This window comes from Streptomyces hamibioticus, assembly GCF_047946815.1.
Classification (GTDB): domain Bacteria; phylum Actinomycetota; class Actinomycetes; order Streptomycetales; family Streptomycetaceae; genus Streptomyces.
Genome location: NZ_JBKKQY010000001.1, coordinates 2882302 through 2901271, shown reverse-complemented (window position 1 = coordinate 2901271; position 18970 = coordinate 2882302). Strand labels below are relative to the sequence as shown.

Sequence of the window (18970 nt, the reverse complement as noted above, 5' to 3'; positions counted from 1 at the left end):
TTCGCGGCACGCCCACGCATCCAACGAACCGCGAGATCACTGATAGGGACGGAAGCGCGTGGACCTGTTCGAGTACCAGGCGAGGGACCTCTTCGCCAAGCACGATGTACCGGTGCTGGCCGGTGAAGTCATCGACACGCCTGAGGCGGCGCGCGAGATCACGGAGCGTCTGGGCGGCAAGTCCGTCGTCAAGGCCCAGGTGAAGGTCGGTGGCCGCGGCAAGGCCGGTGGCGTGAAGCTGGCCGCCACCGCGGACGAGGCCGTCGCCCGCGCGACGGACATTCTCGGCATGGACATCAAGGGCCACACGGTCCACAAGGTGATGATCGCCGAGACGGCCCCCGAGATCGTCGAGGAGTACTACGTCTCCTTCCTCCTCGACCGCGCCAACCGCACCTTCCTCTCCATCGCCTCCGTCGAGGGCGGCGTGGAGATCGAGGAGGTGGCCGCCACCCGTCCGGAGGCCGTCGCCAAGACCCCGATCGACCCGATCGAGGGCGTGACCCCCGAGAAGGCGCGCGAGATCGTCGAGGCCGCGAAGTTCCCGGCCGAGGTCGCCGACAAGGTCGTGAACGTCCTGGTCAAGCTGTGGGACACCTTCATCAAGGAGGACGCCCTCCTGGTCGAGGTCAACCCGCTGGCCAAGGTCGCCTCCGGTGACGTCATCGCCCTCGACGGCAAGGTGTCGCTGGACGAGAACGCCGAGTTCCGCCACCCCGACTTCGAGGCCCTGCACGACAAGGCCGCGGCCAACCCGCTCGAGGCCGCCGCCAAGGAGAAGAACCTCAACTACGTCAAGCTCGACGGCGAGGTCGGCATCATCGGCAACGGCGCCGGCCTGGTCATGTCGACCCTGGACGTCGTCGCGTACGCCGGCGAGAAGCACAGCAACGTCAAGCCCGCCAACTTCCTCGACATCGGCGGCGGCGCCTCCGCCGAGGTCATGGCGAACGGCCTGGAGATCATCCTCGGCGACCCGGACGTCAAGTCCGTCTTCGTCAACGTCTTCGGTGGCATCACCGCCTGTGACGCCGTGGCCAACGGCATCGTGCAGGCCCTGGAGCTGCTCAAGAGCAAGGGCGAGGACGTCAACAAGCCGCTGGTCGTGCGCCTCGACGGCAACAACGCCGAGCTGGGCCGCAAGATCCTCAACGACGCCAACCACCCGCTCGTTCAGCAGGTGGACACCATGGACGGCGCGGCCGACAAGGCCGCCGAGCTGGCTGCTGCCGCGAAGTAAGGGACGAGGTACCAGAACACCATGGCTATCTTCCTCACCAAGGAATCCAAGGTCATCGTCCAGGGCATGACCGGCTCCGAGGGTCAGAAGCACACCCGCCGCATGCTGGCCTCCGGCACCAACATCGTCGGTGGCGTCAACCCGCGCAAGGCGGGCACGACGGTCGACTTCGACGGCACCGAGGTACCGGTCTTCGGCACCGTCAAGGAGGCCATCGAGAAGACCGGCGCCGACGTCACGGTCATCTTCGTCCCGGAGAAGTTCACCAAGGACGCCGTCGTCGAGGCCATCGACGCCGAGATCCCGCTCGCGGTCGTCATCACCGAGGGCATCGCGGTGCACGACACGGCGCACTTCTGGGCGTACGCCGGCAAGAAGGGCAACAAGACCCGCATCGTCGGCCCGAACTGCCCCGGCCTGATCACCCCCGGGCAGTCGAACGCCGGCATCATCCCGGCCGACATCACCAAGCCGGGCCGCATCGGCCTGGTCTCGAAGTCCGGCACGCTGACGTACCAGATGATGTACGAGCTGCGGGACATCGGCTTCTCGACCTGCGTCGGCATCGGCGGTGACCCGATCATCGGCACCACCCACATCGACGCCCTGAAGGCCTTCCAGGACGACCCCGACACCGACCTGATCGTCATGATCGGCGAGATCGGCGGCGACGCCGAGGAGCGGGCCGCGGCCTACATCAAGGAGAACGTGACCAAGCCGGTCGTCGGCTACGTCGCGGGCTTCACCGCGCCCGAGGGCAAGACCATGGGCCACGCCGGCGCCATCGTCTCGGGCTCCTCCGGCACCGCCCAGGCCAAGCAGGAGGCCCTGGAGGCCGCCGGCGTCAAGGTCGGCAAGACCCCGACCGAGACGGCGAAGCTGGCGCGCGCCATTCTCGGCAGCTGAGCACAGCCCGGCCGGGCGACGCCGCCCGCGCACGACGCAAGGGCCCGCACCCTCATCGAGGGGGCGGGCCCTTCGTCATGAGCACGCACGTACGCACGTCCCGCTCACGCCCTCACCGGCGCATACGGACGGTCGTACGGCCGTACGACCGTCCGTCCGTAAGCACGCTCACGCCCTCACCGCGCCTGCGGCACCAGCCGCTGCGTCCCGCTCTGCAGGTCGTCCCGCAGCTTGGACCGCAGCTCCAGCTCCTCGTCCGACAGCGGCCCCGGCGCCTGCCGCGGCGGCACGCCCCGGACCGTCTCTCCCGCAGGCACCGGCGGCTCGTACGCCGTGGGGGCCGTGTGCAGCGTCAGTGCCGTGGTCCCGATGAGGGCGGCCGTGAAGGCGATGGCCGCCCGCGTCCAGAACCGGGCCCGGCGCTCGCTGCCCGCCCGCACCGCCGGCGGCTGGGCCGCCCGGAGCCGCTCGGTGGACGCCAGCGCGGCCAGCCGCCGGTGCAGCTCCTGCGGGTCGGCCAGCTCGGGCAGCCGGGCGGCGACGGCCTTGCGGGCGCTCATCAGCCGGTGGGCCGTCGCCGCGGTGGTCGCCTCCGTCTCCGCCGCCGTGTCGGGCAGGTCGAGGCCGACCCCGTCGTACAGCACGAGCGCGCGCCGGCGAGGCGGCGGGAGTTCCAGCAGCACGTCCATCAGGACCCGGTCGGCGGCCTCGGCGGGGGGTGCCTCGGGGTGCCGGTAGCGCAGGCGGAAGCGGTGCCAGGGGGAGACGGCGTACTCGTACGCCGCCGCCCGCACCCAGCCCGCGGGGTCGCGGTCGCGGGCCACCTCCGGCCAGCGCTCCCAGGCGCGTTGGAAGGCGCGCTCGACCGACTCCCGGGCCAGCTCCCGGCGGCCGGTCAGCAGATAGGCCTGGCGTACCAGGGAGGGGGCGCAGAACGCGTACAGCGCGTCGAAGGCCTGAGCGGGCGTCAGGTCGGCGGGTGCGGGCCGGGCCTCCGGTTCGGCTCCGGTCTCGTCCGTCGCGGTTTCCGTCGCGAGCACGCCGGTGCCGGCGGGCGGGTCGGAGGTGTGCCCGGCGGAGATGTGCCCGGAGGAGGGGGACTCGGTGGAGGGGGACTCGGTGGAGGGGGACTCGGTGGAGGGGGACCCGGCGGAGGGAGGCTCGGCGGACGCCGGCTCGCCGGGCGCCGCCGGGTCCGGCGTCCCCCCGGCGGCGGACTCCCCGCCGACGGCCACCGGCACCGCGGCCCCCGCGGACACGGCGGCCGGACCGAACTCCGCGGCGACATCCGGTGCGGTGGTCGGGGCGACGTCCGGAGCACCTTCCGGAGTGACGCCCGGGGCCGCCTTCTGACTCCCTTTCACCCCCGCGGTCCCCGTAGCCCCCGCAACTCCCGGGGCCTCCGTCGCCTCCGTCGGCCCCGCCACCTCCGTCCGGGACTCCAGGGCGCTGAGCAGCTTCGCGTACGCCTCCCGTTTCCGGCCGCGCGGGGTCGAACGGCCGGTCTCCCACTCGCGTACCGTCGCGCGGGTGACGCCCACCCGTTCCGCGACCTGAGCCCGGGTCAGCGAGGCGGCCTCGCGCAGGCGTCGACGTGCCTTGGGAGAGGGGAGCGGGGTCGCAGGGCTCCGCGTCACAGGGCGCCCCTGCCTACGCGCCGTACGAAAAAGAACATAAACGTATATTGAGCGACACAACGGTCCTGCGCCTGTTACGCGGGTAAAGCGCGTGTCGTTGGGAGCATGGCGGGCGTGACCCAGACGACCGCTCGCCGACCGCCCTCCCCCTCGCCCGTGTCCGCCCTGCGCGCCCGGTGGCGTGACCGTTCGCCCGGCCTGGCCGACGGTCTCCTGGGCGGCGCGCTGGCGGCGGGGCTGGGGGTGGCTTCGTTCGCCGTACTGGTGATGGTGCTGTGGATCAGCTCGCCGTATCCGGACAACGGCCCCGGCGGCGCACTGCACGTGGTCGCCGCGCTGTGGGTGCTGGCGCACGGCGCGGAACTGATCCGCACCGACACGCTCTCCGGTGTCCCCGCGCCCGTGGGCGTCACCCCGCTGCTGCTGCTCCTGCTGCCGGTCTGGCTGGTGCACCGGGCGGCCCGGGACGCGACGGACCCCGGGGCGGGCGTGGGCGTGGCCGTGGGCCCGGGACCGGGCGTGGCCCTGGGCGGGGGAGCCGGCCGGGAGGACGGGCCGCCCCCCGTCTCGGCGCGCATCGCCTGGACGGGCGTCGTCCTCGGCTACCTCGCCGTCGGCACGCCCGTCGTGCTCTACGCGTCGGGCGGCGCTTTGCGGCCCTCGTGGCCGTCGACGGCGGTGTGCCTGCCGCTGGTCGTCATGGGCGCGGCGGGCGCGGGGGTGTGGACGGCGTTCGGCCGCCCCGGCGGGCCGGTGGGCCGGGCGCTGGCCCGGCTGCCCCGGGCCGTGCGGGAGCTGATCGTCGAACCGGACGCGCGCCTGGGCGCCGCGACCCGTGCCGCGTGCGCCGGGGCGGCGGTGCTCGTCGGTGGCGGGGCGCTGCTGCTGACGGTGTCGCTGCTGTGGCACAACGGGGCGGCCCGGACGTCGTTCCTGCGGCTCACGGAGGGCTGGTCCGGGCAGTTCGCCGTCCTGCTGCTGTGTCTGGCGCTGGTGCCGAACGCGGCGGTGTGGGCGGCGGCGTACTCCCTCGGCCCCGGCTTCCTGCTGGGCACCGGTCACCTGGTGGGCCCGCTCTCCTCGGCCCCCGCCCCCTCGCTGCCGCCGCTCCCGCTGCTGGCGGCGGTGCCGGACCCGGGGCCGGGTACGCCGCTGCACTGGGCGACCGGCGCGGTGCCGGTGGCGGCCGCCGTGACGGTGGGGTGGTTCACGGCCCGCGCGGCCACGGCGGGTGTGGCGGCCACGGCGGGTGTGGCGGCCACGGCGAGTGCGGCAGCCACGACGAGTGCGGCGGCCACGGCCGGTGGCGGAGCACCGGCGGACGGGCGGCCACGGGCGGACGGGCGGCCACGGGCGCATGGAGACGCTCTGGCCGACGCGGGCCGCGGCCCCTCGGCCGACACGGGTCGCGCAGCCTCGGCCTCGGCCGAGGCGTGGGCGGGGCCCTGGTCGAACCGGCGCACCACCGTCGCCGCCCTGCTGGCGGCCGTGCTCTGCGCGGTCCTGGCCGCGCTGCTCGCCGCGTCGGCGGGCGGGCCGCTGGGCGTGGCCGCGCTCGCCCGGTTCGGGCCGGTGTGGTGGCAGGTCGGGGGCGCGACACTGGCCTGGGTCGCGGTGCCTGCGGTGCCCGTGGCGCTCTGCGTGCGGGCGTGGCGGTGCCGGGCAGGGCGGCGGAAGCGGACGGAGACACCGGCCGGGGCCGAGGCGGCCGAGCCGCGCCCGCGGGTGCCGCTGCCGTCGATGGGCGACTGGCTGACGCGGCGCAAGGAGCCGAAGGTGCCCGAGCCCCCGAAGGGCGTTCAGCCGGCGAAGGCCGACGCGGAGGGGGACGACGAGCCCTACGACTTCCTCCCGCTGGACCCCGTGCCCCCTGCGTCCCCCGTGTCCCCAGCCTCCCCCATGCCGCCCCCGGACCCCTTGACCGCCACCGACCCCACGGCCGGCGGCGGCACCGGCACCGCGGGTCCTCCGGGCACCCCGCCCCCGGGGAACCCGCCCCGCACACCCTGACCGGACGGACCGGACGGCCCGGACGGACCGGACCGGACGGCCCCGACGGACCGGACCGGACGGCCCCGACGGACCGGACCGGACGGCCCCGACGGACCGGACGGACCCGAAGGGCCCGGCGAGCGAACCGGGCGTCAGTCCTCCGCGCCCAGTACCCCGCGCAGCTCCTCCGGCAGATGCCGACTGCACGCCTGCTCCGACACGTTGGTGAGCGCGTCGTTCCGGCACGTGTAGTAGTCGCTGTAGACCAGCTGCGCCGCGAAGGACGCGGCGACGAGGAGGATGCCCAGCGAGGCCGTGACCAGGCCGCTGACCGCGGCGGTGGTCTGCGGACGGGCGCCCTGCTCGGGGGCCGGGCTGCTGTCCGGGCCCGCGGTGCGCGGCTTGGCGCGCAGCGCGCTGATGCCCCAGTACAGGGCCAGGGAGCCGAGCAGCAGCGCCACGTACGGCCAGGTGAAGAGGGCGAAGAACAGGGCCCACATACCGCTCAGCAGCGCGTACCGGGCGCGTCGCTGGGCGGGGTCGGTCGGGTCCCAGCGCGGGCCGGGTCCGCCGGACGGCGACTCGGGGCCGGTGCGGGGGCGCTCGCCGAAGCCGCCGGAGGAACGGCCGGGCTGCCGGTCGCTCCACTGCCGGCCCCACGGGGACCGTCCGCCGCCCGTGCCGCCGCCCTGGGAGGAGTGGTCGCTGCCGTCGGGGTGCCGGGGCTGCCAGGGGCGGTCCGGCGTGCCCTCGGGCGGCGGCGCGAACGGGTTGTCGTCCTGCCGGCCGCCCCGGTCGTCGCCGGAGCCGCGGTCGGAGGACGCGTCGGGCGGTGAGGACGGGCGCTCCCGCAGCAGCACGGCGGTGCTGTGCTCCCCTCCCTGCGCCGACTGCTGGGGGAGCGTGAGCAGTCGCAGGCTGCGGTCCGGCATCAAGTGAGCGTCTTCCCCTTGGCGATGACGAGTGAGTACGACTTGCCAGCAGGACTGGCGAGTCCGGCTTACGACTGGTGAACGCCCGACACACGGACGGCGTTCCCGGTCCGGCGGGATCCGGCCCCGGTCCGGCCCCCACCCAGACGCTACCTCCCGGCCGCGCCCCCGTCCCGAGGGGGCCGCCCGGTGTGCCGGTATCGTTGCTGACGGTCGACCGCTTCGTAGACTTCCCCGTATCCGGGGGTGCAAAGCATTCGTACGACCGCACAAACGCGGCGGTGCGAACCGGCCGCACATCCGCCACCCCGAGAAAGGGCCCCCACCGTGGCCGCCAAGCCCGTGGCCGAGCGCGTCAAGCGACTGGTCGTGCTGGTCTCCGGATCCGGCACCAACCTGCAGGCGCTCCTCGACGAGATCGCCGCCGGAGGCACCGAGGCCTACGGAGCCGAGATCGTGGCCGTCGGCGCCGACCGCGACGGCATCGAGGGGCTCGCGCGCGCCCAGCGTGCCGGGGTGCCCACCTTCGTGCGCAGGGTGAAGGACTACGCCACCCGGGAGGCGTGGGACGCGGCGCTCGCCGAGGCGGTCGCCGCCCACGAGCCGGACCTCGTGGTCTCGGCCGGGTTCATGAAGATCGTGGGCAAGGAGTTCCTGGCCCGTTTCGGGGGGCGGTTCGTCAACACCCACCCCGCCCTCCTCCCCAGCTTCCCGGGGGCCCACGGCGTACGGGACGCGCTCGCGTACGGCGCCAAGGTCACCGGCTGCACCGTCCACTTCGTCGACGACGGCGTCGACACCGGGCCGATCATCGCGCAGGGCGTGGTGGAGATCCGGGACGAGGACGACGAGAGCGCTCTGCACGAGCGCATCAAGGAAGTCGAGCGAAGGCTGCTCGTCGACGTCGTGGGGCGGCTCGCCCGCAACGGCTATCGCATTGAGGGACGAAAGGTAGTAATCCAGTGACCGCCGGCAGTAACCCAGTGACCGCCGAGAGCGACAGGCGGGCCATCCGTCGCGCGCTCGTCAGCGTCTACGACAAGACCGGGCTCGAGGAGTTCGCCCGCGGGCTGCACGAGGCCGGTGTGGAGCTGGTCTCCACCGGTTCCACCGCCGCCCGCATCTCCGCCGCCGGCGTCCCGGTCACCAAGGTCGAGGACCTCACCGGCTTCCCCGAGTGCCTGGACGGCCGGGTCAAGACGCTGCACCCGAAGGTGCACGCCGGCATCCTCGCCGACCTGCGCCTGGAGACCCACCGGCAGCAGCTGGCCGACCTGGGCGTCGAGCCGTTCGACCTGGTCGTGGTCAACCTCTACCCGTTCGAGCAGACCGTCGCCTCCGGCGCCTCGCCCGACGAGTGCGTCGAGCAGATCGACATCGGCGGCCCCTCCATGGTCCGCGCCGCCGCCAAGAACCACCCGTCCGTCGCCGTGGTCACCAGCCCGGGTCGGTACGACGACGTGCTGGCCGCCGTGCGCGACGGCGGCTTCGACCTCGCGGCCCGCAAGCGGCTCGCCGCCGAGGCGTTCCGCCACACCGCCGAGTACGACGTGGCGGTCGCCGGCTGGTTCGCGGGGGAGTACGCCGGTGACGGCGAGGAGTTCCCGGAGTTCATCGGCGTGGCCTACCGGCGCGAGAACGTCCTGCGCTACGGCGAGAACCCGCACCAGCCCGCCGCGCTCTACACGGGCGGCTGCGGCGGCCTGGCCGAGGCGGAGCAGCTGCACGGCAAGGAGATGTCGTACAACAACTACGTCGACACGGACGCCGCCCGCCGTGCCGCCTACGACCACGACGAGCCCTGCGTCGCGATCATCAAGCACGCCAACCCGTGCGGCATCGCGATCGGCGCGGACGTCGCCGAGGCGCACCGCAAGGCACACGCCTGCGACCCGCTGTCCGCGTTCGGCGGTGTCATCGCCGTGAACCGCCCGGTCAGCAAGGAGATGGCCGAGCAGGTCGCGGAGATCTTCACCGAGGTCATCGTGGCGCCCGGCTACGAGGAGGGCGCGCTGGAGGCCCTCACCAAGAAGAAGAACATCCGCGTGCTGCGCTGCCCCGAGGCCCCGCAGGCGCCCGCCGAGTTCCGCCCGATCGACGGCGGCGGCCTGGCCCAGGTCAAGGACGTCTTCCAGGCCGAGGGCGACGACCCCGCGAACTGGACGCTGGCGACGGGCGAGGCGCTGAGCGAGTCGGAGCTGGCCGAGCTGGCCTTCGCCTGGAAGGCGTGCCGCGCGGTGAAGTCCAACGCCATCCTGCTCGCCAAGGACGGTGCCTCCGTCGGCGTCGGCATGGGGCAGGTCAACCGCGTCGACTCCGCGAAGCTGGCCGTGGAGCGCGCGGGCGCCGAGCGCGCGCAGGGGGCGTACGCCGCCTCCGACGCGTTCTTCCCCTTCCCCGACGGCCTGGAGATCCTCACCGGGGCTGGCGTCAAGGCCGTCGTCCAGCCGGGCGGCTCGGTCCGCGACGAGCAGGTGGTCGAGGCGGCGAAGAAGGCCGGCGTGACGATGTACTTCACGGGGACGCGGCACTTCTTCCACTGACGCGGTGAGCGGAAGGTGTGGGGGAAAGGGCCCCGGCGTCCGCCGGGGCCCTTTCCCGCGTGGGCAACCTCGGAGTCCACAGGGTCACCTCCGGCCCGGAGGCGTGTACTCCTTGAGGTAGTGGGCGACGCGGTCGGCGTAGTCGCGGTACTTCGGGGGAACCCCGGCCGCGTCGTTCACCTTCCGGTACGACGTCCGGTACGCCACGGAGATCAGCACCCGGCGGTCGCCCGGCAGGCCGTCGTCCAGGCGCGGCGCGATCCAGCACAGGTAGCGGCCCATCGCCGGGATGGACTCGGCGGGCGGGAACGGCGGCTCGGGGACGGATTCGGCGGGCGTGCCGTCCTCGTTCATCCACCAGCGCAGCACCCGCGGTGTCCAGCGGGCGATGCCGTACTCGTCCATGGCGGGGTCGGCGAGGTCCGGGTCGAAGTCGCTCTCCACCTTCAGCATGGCGGCGATCAGGGGCGGTGTGACGTCCTCCTGGTCGCAGTCGTGCGCCGTCTCCACGATCAGCAGCCGGTAGGCGGGCGGCACCCCCCGGTCGGTGCGCAGCTCGTCGGCGCCGTACGAGGCGGCGGAGACGTGCGCCGGGCCGCCCTGGCCGCTGCCGCCCGGGTCCCGGCCGTCGCTGGCCCAGGTGGTGAGGGCGTACCCGAGCGCCGCCACGGCGACGGTGGCGGCCGATGCGGTCAACGCTGCCCGCCAGGTGCGGGGGCGGCGGCGGACCGTGAACGGCACCGGGATGCGGCGCCGGCCGGCCGACGTGGCCGCGGCCGCCTCCACCCGCCGCAGCAGCGCCTCCGTGCCGATGCGGTCGGCGTGCGTGCGGGTCAGGCAGGCGGTCACGATGTCCCGCCAGCCGTCCGGCAGGCCGGGCGACAGCCGCAGCTCGTCGGCGCCGCGGGAGTAGGCGACGGCCGCGTCGCGGCGGGCCGCCGGGGTGCCGCCGGGCAGCGGGAAGGCGCCGGTGAGGACGAGGTGGGCCAGGACGCCGAAGGCCCACACGTCGGCGGACGGGCGGGTGCGGCGGCCCCGGTCGCCGATCTCGGACCAGAGCAGCTCGGGCGGGGTGTAGTCGGGCGTGGAGAAGGCGGGCGTGTAGGCGTGGGTGCCCTCCAGCTCGGCCGCCATGTTGAAGTCGGCCAGCCGTACCGAACCGTCCGCCATCAGCAGCACGTTGGCCGGCTTCAGATCGCCGTGCACCCAGCCGGCCCGGTGCAGCTGGGCCAGCCCGGCGCAGACCTGCGCGAGCAGCTCGGGCCCGGACGGCGGGCGGGGGGAGCCCGCGAGCAGCGTGGCCAGGGAGCTCTCCGCCCGCTCCAGCACCAGGACGGTGGCGCCGTCCAGCCGTGGCTCGCCGGGGTCGTCGACGGTGAGGGTCTCGTACATCCGGATCAGCCGCGGCCGCTTCAGCCGGCGCAGCAGCTCGACCTCCCGCCCGATCAGCTCGCGCAGGTGGGTGAGTTGGCGGGGGGTGCCCGTGCCGGTCGGCAGGAACTTCAGGGCGGCCGTGTCGGGCAGGTCGTCGGCGCCGCCGGTGCGGCGGGCGGCGTAGACGCTGCCGAAGGCGCCGGTCGCGATCGGCTCGCGCACCTCCCAGACGCCCACCCGGTAGCCCTTCGGCACCGGCACGGCGTACGGCTCGGTCACCGCAGGGACCGTCCGGGCGGCTCGGCCGGGGCCGGCCCGGTCAGGACCACGAGGTCGTCCTCGCGGACCAGGTCGAAGCGGAGCGCCATCGACACCAGCGACTCCTTCTTGCCGTTCAGCCGCGTGCCCGGCTCGGCCGTCTCCGGGCCCGGCTTCAGCCGGAGTTTGACGGCCAGGTAGTCGATGTTCCACTGCACCGACGTGCGCGAGGCGGCCGGCCAGGTGGGGCGCAGCCGCTCGACCACCTGCTCGACCGTCGGCAGCGGGGCGTGCGGCGCGCCACGCAGGCGGGGCTCGCACAGGGCGGCCAGCACCGCGAAGTAGCGCTTGGAACGGTCGACGGAGAAGGCGGGAGCGGTCGGTTCGCCGTCGGCGCCGTCCTCGGCGGACAGGTAGTCGTGGCGCGGCGCCCACACCTCGACGGGCAGCAGATCGCCAGCCGCCGGCAGCACGATCCGCGAGAACTCGAACGGCACCGGCGCGTCCAGCCGCCCGGGCGCCACCTTGATGTGCTCGCCGGCGCCCTCCGGGTTCTCCACGACGTAGGTCTGGCGGGACGACAGGTTGCTCAGCGTCCAGAACGTGCCCTGGGCGGTGATCTCACCGGCCCGCCGGGACACCCCGTCGTGCGGGATCAGCAGGCCGCCCTCGGGCACGGACCGCCCGAAGGCCAGCCGCTCGCCGGGAGCGAGCCGGATCTGGGTGGGAACGGTGCGGCTGCGCTGGTCCTCCGTGGTCGGCGGAGGTACCACGATGATGCTGTACAAGGTGCGTCTCCCCGTGCCTGACGGCCTCGACGGCTGCCCTTGTCAGAGTAGGGGGACGCGTCAGGGCCGTGTCCCCCTCGTACGGGTGAGACACGGCCCTGTGCGGTTATTGGCGCGAACTGTGCACCCGTCCGCGTGTTCCGCGGGTCAGCACTTGTAGTGCTTCACGTTGCTGAAGAGCCCGGCATAGCTGAAGGAGAGTTCCACGCAGCGCTTGTTGTCCTTGGCGTATTGCCACACGCGCTGAATCCTCCTGATCACCGCGGTGGTGATTCCGGCGCATCCGACCGCGGCTGCCGGGATCACGAGCAGTCCGCACGCCGCCGCGGCGGTATCCGCGTACTGCACCTTGTTGTTCAGGGCCTTGACCTCGGCCTTGCTGAACTTGAAATACACGCTGAAGCCGAAGCTGACCTTCGGATCCGCAACCACGGGGAAGACCGTGCTCGCGTTGGTTGTCACGGTCTGGACCAGCGTATCGCCCTCGACGCGGTATGCGGTGGGCACCGCCTCGCCCCGGGCGTCCTTCGCCCACGGCGCGTCGATGGAGCCGAGCACGGCAGTTCCCTGGCCCGCCGACTTGCTGATGAGATATCCCCCCTGGCCATCCGGCAGGAGTCCGGTGCCGGCGGGCAGGTCCAGACCGAATCGGTATTCTTCCGGGGCGTTGCCGTCCTTCAGGGTGACCAGAGTACGTGCGCCTCCGTCCACGGTCGGCTGAATGGCGAGGTCGGTCGACCGGGCCGCCTCCGCATAGACGATGGTGCCTGCCCCTGATCTGACGCCCGTGACCGTGTTGGTCTCCGGCAGGTCGAGCCGCAGGCTGGTCCCGTCGGCTGCGGTGGATTCGAGGTAGCCGCTGGAGTCAGTGGGGGCGTCGACGGTCAGGTCCCCCGACCCGGTACTGATGACCGCTCGGCCGGCGCCGCCCGGCGCAGCGGTCGTGGGGGCCAGGTCCGCTGTCCCCGTGGCTCGCTCCACGATCGATGCCGCCCCCGATGCCGCATCGTCCTCGGTGCCCGCGAGGGCGGGTGATGCGGCCGAGAGCATGGCGACAGCGGTGAGCATGGATATCCCGGCCAGAACGCCGGTGTGGCGCTTGCCCAGCAAGAACGTATTCAAGTGTGAAGTCTCCCGTTTTTTGCCGGGAGAAGCATGCGCATGGCAATCCCGCATCCCCCGGTGCATATCGACGGCCGTTGGTCATCGGCCGTCGGCTACTGGCCAGTAATGGCAGCAGTTACGGGATCCAAACATTGGCCAAAGCCGTGCGTCAAGTTGCTCGGTGCGAGGCACTGGTGGCATGGGTGATGGCGCACATCTTTGTACGGTGCCGCTCATGCGGACTGGGTCGGGCCCCGCTACTCCGACGGAGTGCGGGGCCCGACCCAGTGAATGCCGACCGGCGCTCGTCAGTGCCGCGGGCGGTTGAACCAGGCGCTGCCGTTGGCGTTGCCGACGAACACGGCGACCAGAATGGCGAGGACGGTGTGGACGAGGCCCACCAGTATGAACGGGTAGATGCCGAGGATCGCGGTGATGATGGCGAAGACCATCGTCGTGATCCGCACGCCGTTCCCGCCGGAGGTGAACTTCAGCGCCAGCACGGCTGCGAACACGCCCCAGGCCAGTGCGAACACGGTGATTCCCCACAGCATGCCCGCCGAGTAGTCGGCCAGCTGCTGGAAGGCGGCGTCCTCCTGCAGCGTCTCGTCATTCTTCGCGGCGTTCACGCCGGCTGCGCCGATCGCGAAGAGGGCCACCCCGACGGCCTGCAGGCCGACGATGACCCAGAGCATCACACGGGCCGCGCTCACAGAACCCGGCATGTTCGTCGGTGTGGGGGCGCCGCCGTACTGCTGGACCGGCGGCGCCGACGGGTAGCCGTAGCCGGACTGGCCCTGGGGCTGCTGCTGGGGGTAGCCGTAACCGGGCTGGCCGGGCTGCTGGCCGGGCTGCTGGCCGCCCTGCGGGGTGCCGTAGGGGTTGTTCGGGTCGCCGAAACTCATGGCGGTCTTCCTCCGTTGCTGTCACGTGCGGGGACGGCGCGCGGCGTGATTCGGAGGAAGGTCTACGGTTGCGGTTCGTCCCCCCGGCACTGCCCCGCGGCACTATGCCCGTCAATCGTTCTTGACCGGACTCTTACTTGTCCAGCCTGGGCCGGGCGCATGCGCCAGGTGTTGTGCAAGTGCAACATCCGTGATCATTCGCGGACCGTTCGGGGTCGGTCGGGGCCCGCGGGGGCACGGCGGGACACGCTCCCACCGCGCTGCCCGGATGACGGCCGGATTGGAACCGGGGGCCGGTCATCCGCGAGGATGGGGACATGACCGCCCAGATTCTCGACGGCAAGGCCACCGCAGCCGCGATCAAGTCCGAACTGACCGCCCGCGTGGCGGCGCTGAAGGAGAAGGGCGTCACGCCCGGCCTCGGCACCATCCTGGTCGGGGACGACCCCGGCAGCCAGAAGTACGTCGCCGGCAAGCACCGCGACTGCGCCCAGGTCGGCATCGCCTCCATCCAGCGCGAGCTTCCGGCCACGGCGACACAGGAGGAGATCGAGGCGGTCGTCCGCGAACTGAACGAGGACCCGTCCTGCACCGGGTACATCGTCCAGCTGCCGCTGCCCAAGGGCATCGACGAGAACCGCATCCTGGAGCTGATGGACCCCGACAAGGACGCCGACGGTCTGCACCCGATGAACCTCGGGCGTCTGGTCCTGAACGAGCCGGCCCCGCTGCCCTGCACGCCCAACGGCATCCTCACCCTGCTGCGCCGGCACGGCGTGGAGATCAAGGGCGCGGAGGTCGTGGTCGTCGGACGCGGTGTCACCATCGGCCGGCCGATGCCGCTGCTGCTCACCCGGCGCAGCGAGAACGCGACCGTGACCCAGTGTCACACCGGCACCCGCGACCTGTCCGCCCACCTCAAGCGCGCGGACATCGTCGTCGCCGCCGCCGGCTCCGCACACCTGGTCCGCCCGGAGGACGTCAAGCCGGGCGCGGCCGTCCTCGACGTCGGCGTCTCCCGCAACGCCGAGGGCAAGATCGTCGGCGATGTCCACCCCGGCGTGGCCGAGGTGGCCGGCTGGATCTCCCCGAACCCCGGCGGCGTCGGCCCGATGACCCGGGCCCAGCTGCTCGTCAACGTGGTCGAGGCGGCGGAGCGCAGTGCCGGCTGAGGACAGGGCGACCCGGGCGGGGGCGAAGGCGAGGCCGGAGGCGGAGGCAGAGGCAAGGACGCAGGCGAGGACGCAGGCGAGGACGCAGGCGAGTGCCCTCGCGCAGTCCGGTGACCCGGCCTCCGGCACGGACGCCACGGACCGGCCCGAGCCCCCGGCCGGGAACGGTGCCGAGGACGCGGCGGGAAACGGCCCCCAGCGGGCGGCCGGCAAGGGGCCCGAGTCCCCGGCCGGAAACGGGTCCCAGCGTGCGGCCGGCAGCGGACCCGGACGTACGGCCGAGAGCGGACCCGAGGGCGGGGCCGGGAAGGGACCCGAGGGCGGGGCCGGGAAGGGACCCGAGGGCGGGGCCGGGAAGGAACCCGAGGGCGGGGCCGGAAGCGGACCCGAGCGTGCGGCCGAGAGCGGACCCGAGGGCGTGGCCGGGGACGGAGGCGACGGGGTGGCCCGGCGGTTCGAGGAGGGCGTGGTCCGTGACGCGGTCAGCGCGCCCGACACCGACGGCGTACCGCGGCGCACCACCCGCCGCTTCCCGCTGTTCACGAAGGACACCGCGCGCCCCGAGGGCGGCGGCCGGGCCGCGTCGGGTGACGCGCCGGCGCCCGCCCGGCAGTGGCCGATCCTCGCCGTGGTCGGCCTGGTCGGCATCGGACTGCTGCTGACCGCGCTGGACGTGTTCCGGATCGGGACGCTGCTCATCGGCATCGCGCTGCTGGGCGGCGCGGTGCTGCGCTGGCTGCTGCCCGACGTCGGCATGCTCGCCGTGCGCTCCCGCTTCACGGACATCGTCACCTACGGCGTACTGGGCCTGGCGATCGCCCTGCTGGCGCTGATGGTCCAGCCCAAGCCGCTGCTGGAGATCCCGTTCCTGAAGGACACCCTGCACTTCACGGTCAGCAACTGAGGCGGCGGCCCGTCCTCTCCCCGTTGTCGAGGGCGGGCCGCCGCCGGGAACCACCCTGCTCGACACCGGACGGCACGATCAACGGCTGTCCGGGCGCTGTGGCACGGAAGTGACCGTTCCGGCAAGGAGTCCCGGAACGGTGACCGTCCGCTGATGGGACACTGGACGCCGACCCGTGCGCGTGCCACCGTGCATGCTCGCGACTTCTGTGCTCCTGTGCGCCCCCACCCCGGGAACTGAGATCCTGACCGGGCGCATCCCTGTGGGTAGCCAGATCGGGGACTCGGCAGAGGGCACCGGCACGGGGAACAATCAGCACGTCACCCGGGGGGAAGAGGGGGAAGCAATGCCTCGTTGGAAGGCCTTGCCGGACGAACTCGATCCGCAGATCAAGGAGTTCGCCAGCCAGTTGCGTCGCCTCGTGGACCGCAGCGAGCTGAACATCGCCGCGCTGGCCGACGCCACCGGCTACAGCAAGACGTCCTGGGAGAGGTATCTCAACGGCCGCCTGCTCGCGCCCAAGGGCGCGATCGTGGCCCTGGCCGAGGTGACCGGGACCAATCCGGTGCACCTCACCACCATGTGGGAGCTGGCCGAGCGCGCCTGGAGCCGCTCGGAGATGCGGCACGACATGACCATGGAGGCCATCCGCATCTCCCAGGCACGTGCCGCGCTCGGTGAGCTGGGGACGCCTTCCGGGGAGGCGAAGCACTCCCGGAACGCCAAGGGGGGCCGGGCGGGCGGCCGCAGGGGCGGCGGCCACGCGACGGCCACCCCGGGGATCGCCGGGCCGGCCGGTGTGTCGCCCACGCTCCCGCCGGGTGTGCCGGCCCAGCCGACGGCCGCGGACAGCTCGGACAGCTCGGACAGATCGGACAGCGCGCACGCACCGCGCGGCGGACGCGGCGCGGCGCGGCGCGGCCACTCCCCCGGGGCGGGCTCCGCCACGCCGCCCGGTATGTCGTCCGGCGCGGCCCCCGGCGCGGCCTCCGACGAGTCGGAGGCCAACTCGTGGCGGCTCGCCGGGTACCGGGGGCCGTCGCCGGTCGGCGGCCGGGCAGCGGACACCCCCCTGGCCCGCCCCGGGGGGCCGGGCGGACCGGTGTACGGGGCGCGGGGACCGGGCGCCGGGGCCGTGCACGGCGCGGGCCCGGTCGGCGTACCGGCCGCCGCGGGCCCGTACGGTGAGCCGCCGCGGAGCCGCGGCCGGGCGCGCGGGCGTTCCGCCGGGGACGGCGGCAAGCGGCTGACCACGTTCGTCGCGGGGGTCGTCGGCGTACTCGTCGTGATCGTGGGCGCCTTCTTCCTGCTGAACGGCGGCGACGGCGAGAAGAACGACGCCGCGAAGCCGTCCCCGTCGCCGACCGCGAGCACCGACCCGGACCTGCCGCCCGGCGTGAAGTGCAGCGGGGACGGTTGCACCGGCAAGGACGCCGAGGTCATGGGCTGCGGCGGCGACCTGGTCACCACGGCGCGGACGGCCACCGTCGGCACGGCCGTCGTCGAGGTCCGCTACAGCAAGACGTGCGGTGCCGCCTGGGGCCGGGTCACCCAGGCCGGCCAGGGCGACGAGGTGCGGGTGAGCGTGGGCAGGGCCGAGGAGACCGGCACGATCACCGCGGCCGGGGACACGGTGGCGTACACCCCGATGGTGGCGGTGAAGAGCGCGGCCGACGCCACGGCCTGCGTGACGCTGGCGTCCGGGCAGAACGGCTGCACGGCGAAGTAGCCGAAGCGGCGGCACGGGTCGGCGCCCGCCGGACCGCACCGGGCCGCGGCCCGACTCCGGCCCGCGGCGCGGAAATCACCCCGTCCGGCATGCATGGCCCGCGTGATCCCGGGCACGCGAGAAGTACCCCCACGGGAGTCCGGCAACGGTATCCCGAACGGCGGCCGCCTTCGTCCCCCTCTCCCGGACGGGCGGCCGCCTCTCATGGGTGGCGTGCGCGCCGGTCCGTGGCGGCGTGCGCACCGGGTCACGGGTGCCGTGTGCGCCGACCGGTGGGGCTGTGGGCCGGGCCACACCGACCCGGACGCCGGGGGTTGCGGATGCGCGATAGCCTGACCGCTGGATCGATCTCTTGATACCAAGAGATCGATCAAACGTAGCGGGGCAGGGACGCCCCACCGCCAGCTGTCATACGGAGAACGCCATGACCCGCACTCCCGTGAACGTCACCGTCACCGGCGCGGCCGGCCAGATCGGTTACGCACTGCTCTTCCGCATCGCCTCCGGCCAGCTGCTCGGCGCGGACGTGCCGGTCAAGCTGCGCCTGCTGGAGATCACCCCGGCGCTGAAGGCCGCCGAGGGCACGGCGATGGAGCTGGACGACTGCGCGTTCCCGCTCCTGCAGGGCATCGAGATCACCGACGACCCGAACGTCGCCTTCGACGGCGCCAACGTCGCCCTCCTGGTCGGCGCCCGTCCGCGCACCAAGGGCATGGAGCGCGGCGACCTCCTGGAGGCCAACGGCGGCATCTTCAAGCCGCAGGGCAAGGCCATCAACGACCACGCCGCCGACGACATCCGCGTCCTGGTGGTCGGCAACCCGGCCAACACCAACGCGCTGATCGCCCAGGCCGCCGCCCCGGACGTACCGGCCGAGCGGTTCACGGCGATGACCCGCCTGGACCACAACCGCGCGCTGACCCAGCTGTCGAAGAAGACCGGCGTCGCGGTCTCCGAGATCAAGAAGCTGACGATCTGGGGCAACCACTCCGCCACCCAGTACCCGGACATCTTCCACGCCACCGTCGCCGGCAAGAACGCCGCCGAGGTCGTCAACGACGAGAAGTGGCTGGCCGAAAACTTCATCCCGACCGTCGCCAAGCGCGGTGCGGCGATCATCGAGGCCCGCGGCGCCTCGTCGGCCGCCTCCGCCGCCAACGCCGCCATCGACCACGTCTACTCCTGGGTCAACGGCACCCCGGAGGGCGACTGGGTCTCCATGGGCATCCCGTCGGACGGCTCCTACGGCGTCCCGGAGGGCCTGATCTCCTCCTTCCCGGTCACCGTCAAGGACGGCAAGTACGAGATCGTCCAGGGCCTGGAGATCAACGACTTCTCCCGCGCCCGCATCGACGCCTCCGTCAAGGAGCTGGCGGAGGAGCGCGAGGCGGTCCGCGGCCTCGGCCTCATCTGATCCGGCATCCGATCCGCGTTTCTCCCCGAGGGCCCCGTCGTCGTACGGGGCCCTTCTCATGGCCGCATCGCC

At 73.2% G+C, this 18970-nt stretch carries 15 protein-coding genes; 9 read left to right on the top strand and 6 right to left on the bottom strand.

All coding sequences use genetic code 11. The features are described 5' to 3' along the window. Nucleotides 1–58 precede the first annotated feature (58 nt). On the top strand, nucleotides 59–1240 hold the full coding sequence (gene sucC / locus ACLGIH_RS12840) for an ADP-forming succinate--CoA ligase subunit beta (RefSeq protein ID WP_416525386.1): 1182 nt from the start codon (nucleotides 59–61) through the stop codon (nucleotides 1238–1240). Between the two features lie 21 nt (nucleotides 1241–1261). After that, nucleotides 1262–2146: a succinate--CoA ligase subunit alpha gene (gene sucD, locus ACLGIH_RS12835; protein WP_416525385.1), complete on the top strand. Its 885-nt coding sequence runs from the start codon at nucleotides 1262–1264 to the stop codon at nucleotides 2144–2146. Nucleotides 2147–2322: 176 nt separating this feature from the next. Here the strand turns inward: sucD and ACLGIH_RS12830 are convergent, their stop codons facing one another. Next, a complete protein-coding gene (locus ACLGIH_RS12830; protein ID WP_416525384.1) occupies nucleotides 2323–3783 on the bottom strand; it encodes a helix-turn-helix domain-containing protein in 1461 nt (486 codons plus the stop codon). Nucleotides 3784–3888: 105 nt separating this feature from the next. Here ACLGIH_RS12830 and ACLGIH_RS12825 point away from each other — a divergent pair, with 105 nt between their 5' ends. Next, a complete protein-coding gene (locus tag ACLGIH_RS12825) occupies nucleotides 3889–5793 on the top strand; it encodes a cell division protein PerM (RefSeq protein WP_416525383.1) in 1905 nt (634 codons plus the stop codon). Between the two features lie 134 nt (nucleotides 5794–5927). Here ACLGIH_RS12825 and ACLGIH_RS12820 read toward each other — a convergent pair whose 3' ends face one another. Continuing rightward, nucleotides 5928–6707, bottom strand: a complete 780-nt coding sequence (locus tag ACLGIH_RS12820) for a hypothetical protein (RefSeq protein WP_416525382.1) — start codon at nucleotides 6705–6707, stop codon at nucleotides 5928–5930. Nucleotides 6708–7034: 327 nt separating this feature from the next. Here ACLGIH_RS12820 and purN point away from each other — a divergent pair, with 327 nt between their 5' ends. Both purN and purH read left to right on the top strand, forming a co-directional pair. Further along, the gene (gene purN / locus ACLGIH_RS12815) at nucleotides 7035–7673 is read left to right on the top strand and encodes a phosphoribosylglycinamide formyltransferase (RefSeq protein WP_416525381.1); all 639 of its coding nucleotides are present in this window, start codon (nucleotides 7035–7037) and stop codon (nucleotides 7671–7673) included. Nucleotides 7674–7690: 17 nt separating this feature from the next. Continuing rightward, nucleotides 7691–9250 carry a bifunctional phosphoribosylaminoimidazolecarboxamide formyltransferase/IMP cyclohydrolase gene (purH, locus tag ACLGIH_RS12810; RefSeq protein ID WP_416529366.1) on the top strand — a complete coding sequence of 520 codons (1560 nt, stop codon included), beginning with the start codon at nucleotides 7691–7693 and terminating at the stop codon, nucleotides 9248–9250. 84 nt (nucleotides 9251–9334) lie between these two features. Here purH and ACLGIH_RS12805 read toward each other — a convergent pair whose 3' ends face one another. The 4 genes from ACLGIH_RS12805 to ACLGIH_RS12790 all read right to left on the bottom strand — a co-directional run bounded on the left by ACLGIH_RS12805 (nucleotide 9335) and on the right by ACLGIH_RS12790 (nucleotide 13679). Beyond that, nucleotides 9335–10903 (bottom strand): serine/threonine protein kinase, encoded by a 1569-nt coding sequence (locus ACLGIH_RS12805; protein WP_416525380.1) that lies wholly within the window; start codon nucleotides 10901–10903, stop codon nucleotides 9335–9337. Then, the gene (locus ACLGIH_RS12800; protein ID WP_416525379.1) at nucleotides 10900–11670 is read right to left on the bottom strand and encodes an FHA domain-containing protein; all 771 of its coding nucleotides are present in this window, start codon (nucleotides 11668–11670) and stop codon (nucleotides 10900–10902) included. Before ACLGIH_RS12800 ends, ACLGIH_RS12805 begins: the two co-directional genes overlap by 4 nt. Nucleotides 11671–11817: 147 nt before the next feature. Then, the gene (locus ACLGIH_RS12795) at nucleotides 11818–12792 is read right to left on the bottom strand and encodes a hypothetical protein (RefSeq protein WP_416525378.1); all 975 of its coding nucleotides are present in this window, start codon (nucleotides 12790–12792) and stop codon (nucleotides 11818–11820) included. A 290-nt stretch (nucleotides 12793–13082) separates the two neighbouring features. Then, a complete protein-coding gene (locus ACLGIH_RS12790; protein WP_416525377.1) occupies nucleotides 13083–13679 on the bottom strand; it encodes a hypothetical protein in 597 nt (198 codons plus the stop codon). A 317-nt stretch (nucleotides 13680–13996) separates the two neighbouring features. Between ACLGIH_RS12790 and ACLGIH_RS12785 the strand changes: the two genes are divergently transcribed. The 4 genes from ACLGIH_RS12785 (at nucleotide 13997) to ACLGIH_RS12770 (ending at nucleotide 18898) form a co-directional block, all read left to right on the top strand. After that, nucleotides 13997–14851, top strand: coding sequence for a bifunctional methylenetetrahydrofolate dehydrogenase/methenyltetrahydrofolate cyclohydrolase (locus tag ACLGIH_RS12785; RefSeq protein WP_416525376.1), 855 nt, complete (start codon nucleotides 13997–13999; stop codon nucleotides 14849–14851). A 418-nt stretch (nucleotides 14852–15269) separates the two neighbouring features. Further along, a complete protein-coding gene (locus ACLGIH_RS12780) occupies nucleotides 15270–15755 on the top strand; it encodes a DUF3017 domain-containing protein (RefSeq protein ID WP_416525375.1) in 486 nt (161 codons plus the stop codon). Between the two features lie 346 nt (nucleotides 15756–16101). Then, entirely contained in the window at nucleotides 16102–17484 is a 1383-nt protein-coding gene (locus tag ACLGIH_RS12775) for an XRE family transcriptional regulator (RefSeq protein ID WP_416525374.1), read from the top strand. A 424-nt stretch (nucleotides 17485–17908) separates the two neighbouring features. Beyond that, nucleotides 17909–18898, top strand: coding sequence for a malate dehydrogenase (locus tag ACLGIH_RS12770; protein ID WP_416525373.1), 990 nt, complete (start codon nucleotides 17909–17911; stop codon nucleotides 18896–18898). Nucleotides 18899–18970: the final 72 nt, after the last annotated feature.

Excerpts from the sequence above, each read along its gene's own strand:
- ACLGIH_RS12785 (WP_416525376.1), top strand. The coding sequence starts at position 13,997 with ATGACCGCCCAGATTCTCGACGGCAAGGCCACCGCAGCCGCGATCAAG.
- ACLGIH_RS12820 (WP_416525382.1), bottom strand. The coding sequence starts at position 6,707 with ATGCCGGACCGCAGCCTGCGACTGCTCACGCTCCCCCAGCAGTCGGCG.
- ACLGIH_RS12790 (WP_416525377.1), bottom strand. The coding sequence starts at position 13,679 with ATGAGTTTCGGCGACCCGAACAACCCCTACGGCACCCCGCAGGGCGGC.
- ACLGIH_RS12775 (WP_416525374.1), top strand. The coding sequence starts at position 16,102 with ATGCCTCGTTGGAAGGCCTTGCCGGACGAACTCGATCCGCAGATCAAG.
- ACLGIH_RS12770 (WP_416525373.1), top strand. The coding sequence starts at position 17,909 with ATGACCCGCACTCCCGTGAACGTCACCGTCACCGGCGCGGCCGGCCAG.
- sucD (WP_416525385.1), top strand. The coding sequence starts at position 1,262 with ATGGCTATCTTCCTCACCAAGGAATCCAAGGTCATCGTCCAGGGCATG.
- ACLGIH_RS12825 (WP_416525383.1), top strand. The coding sequence starts at position 3,889 with ATGGCGGGCGTGACCCAGACGACCGCTCGCCGACCGCCCTCCCCCTCG.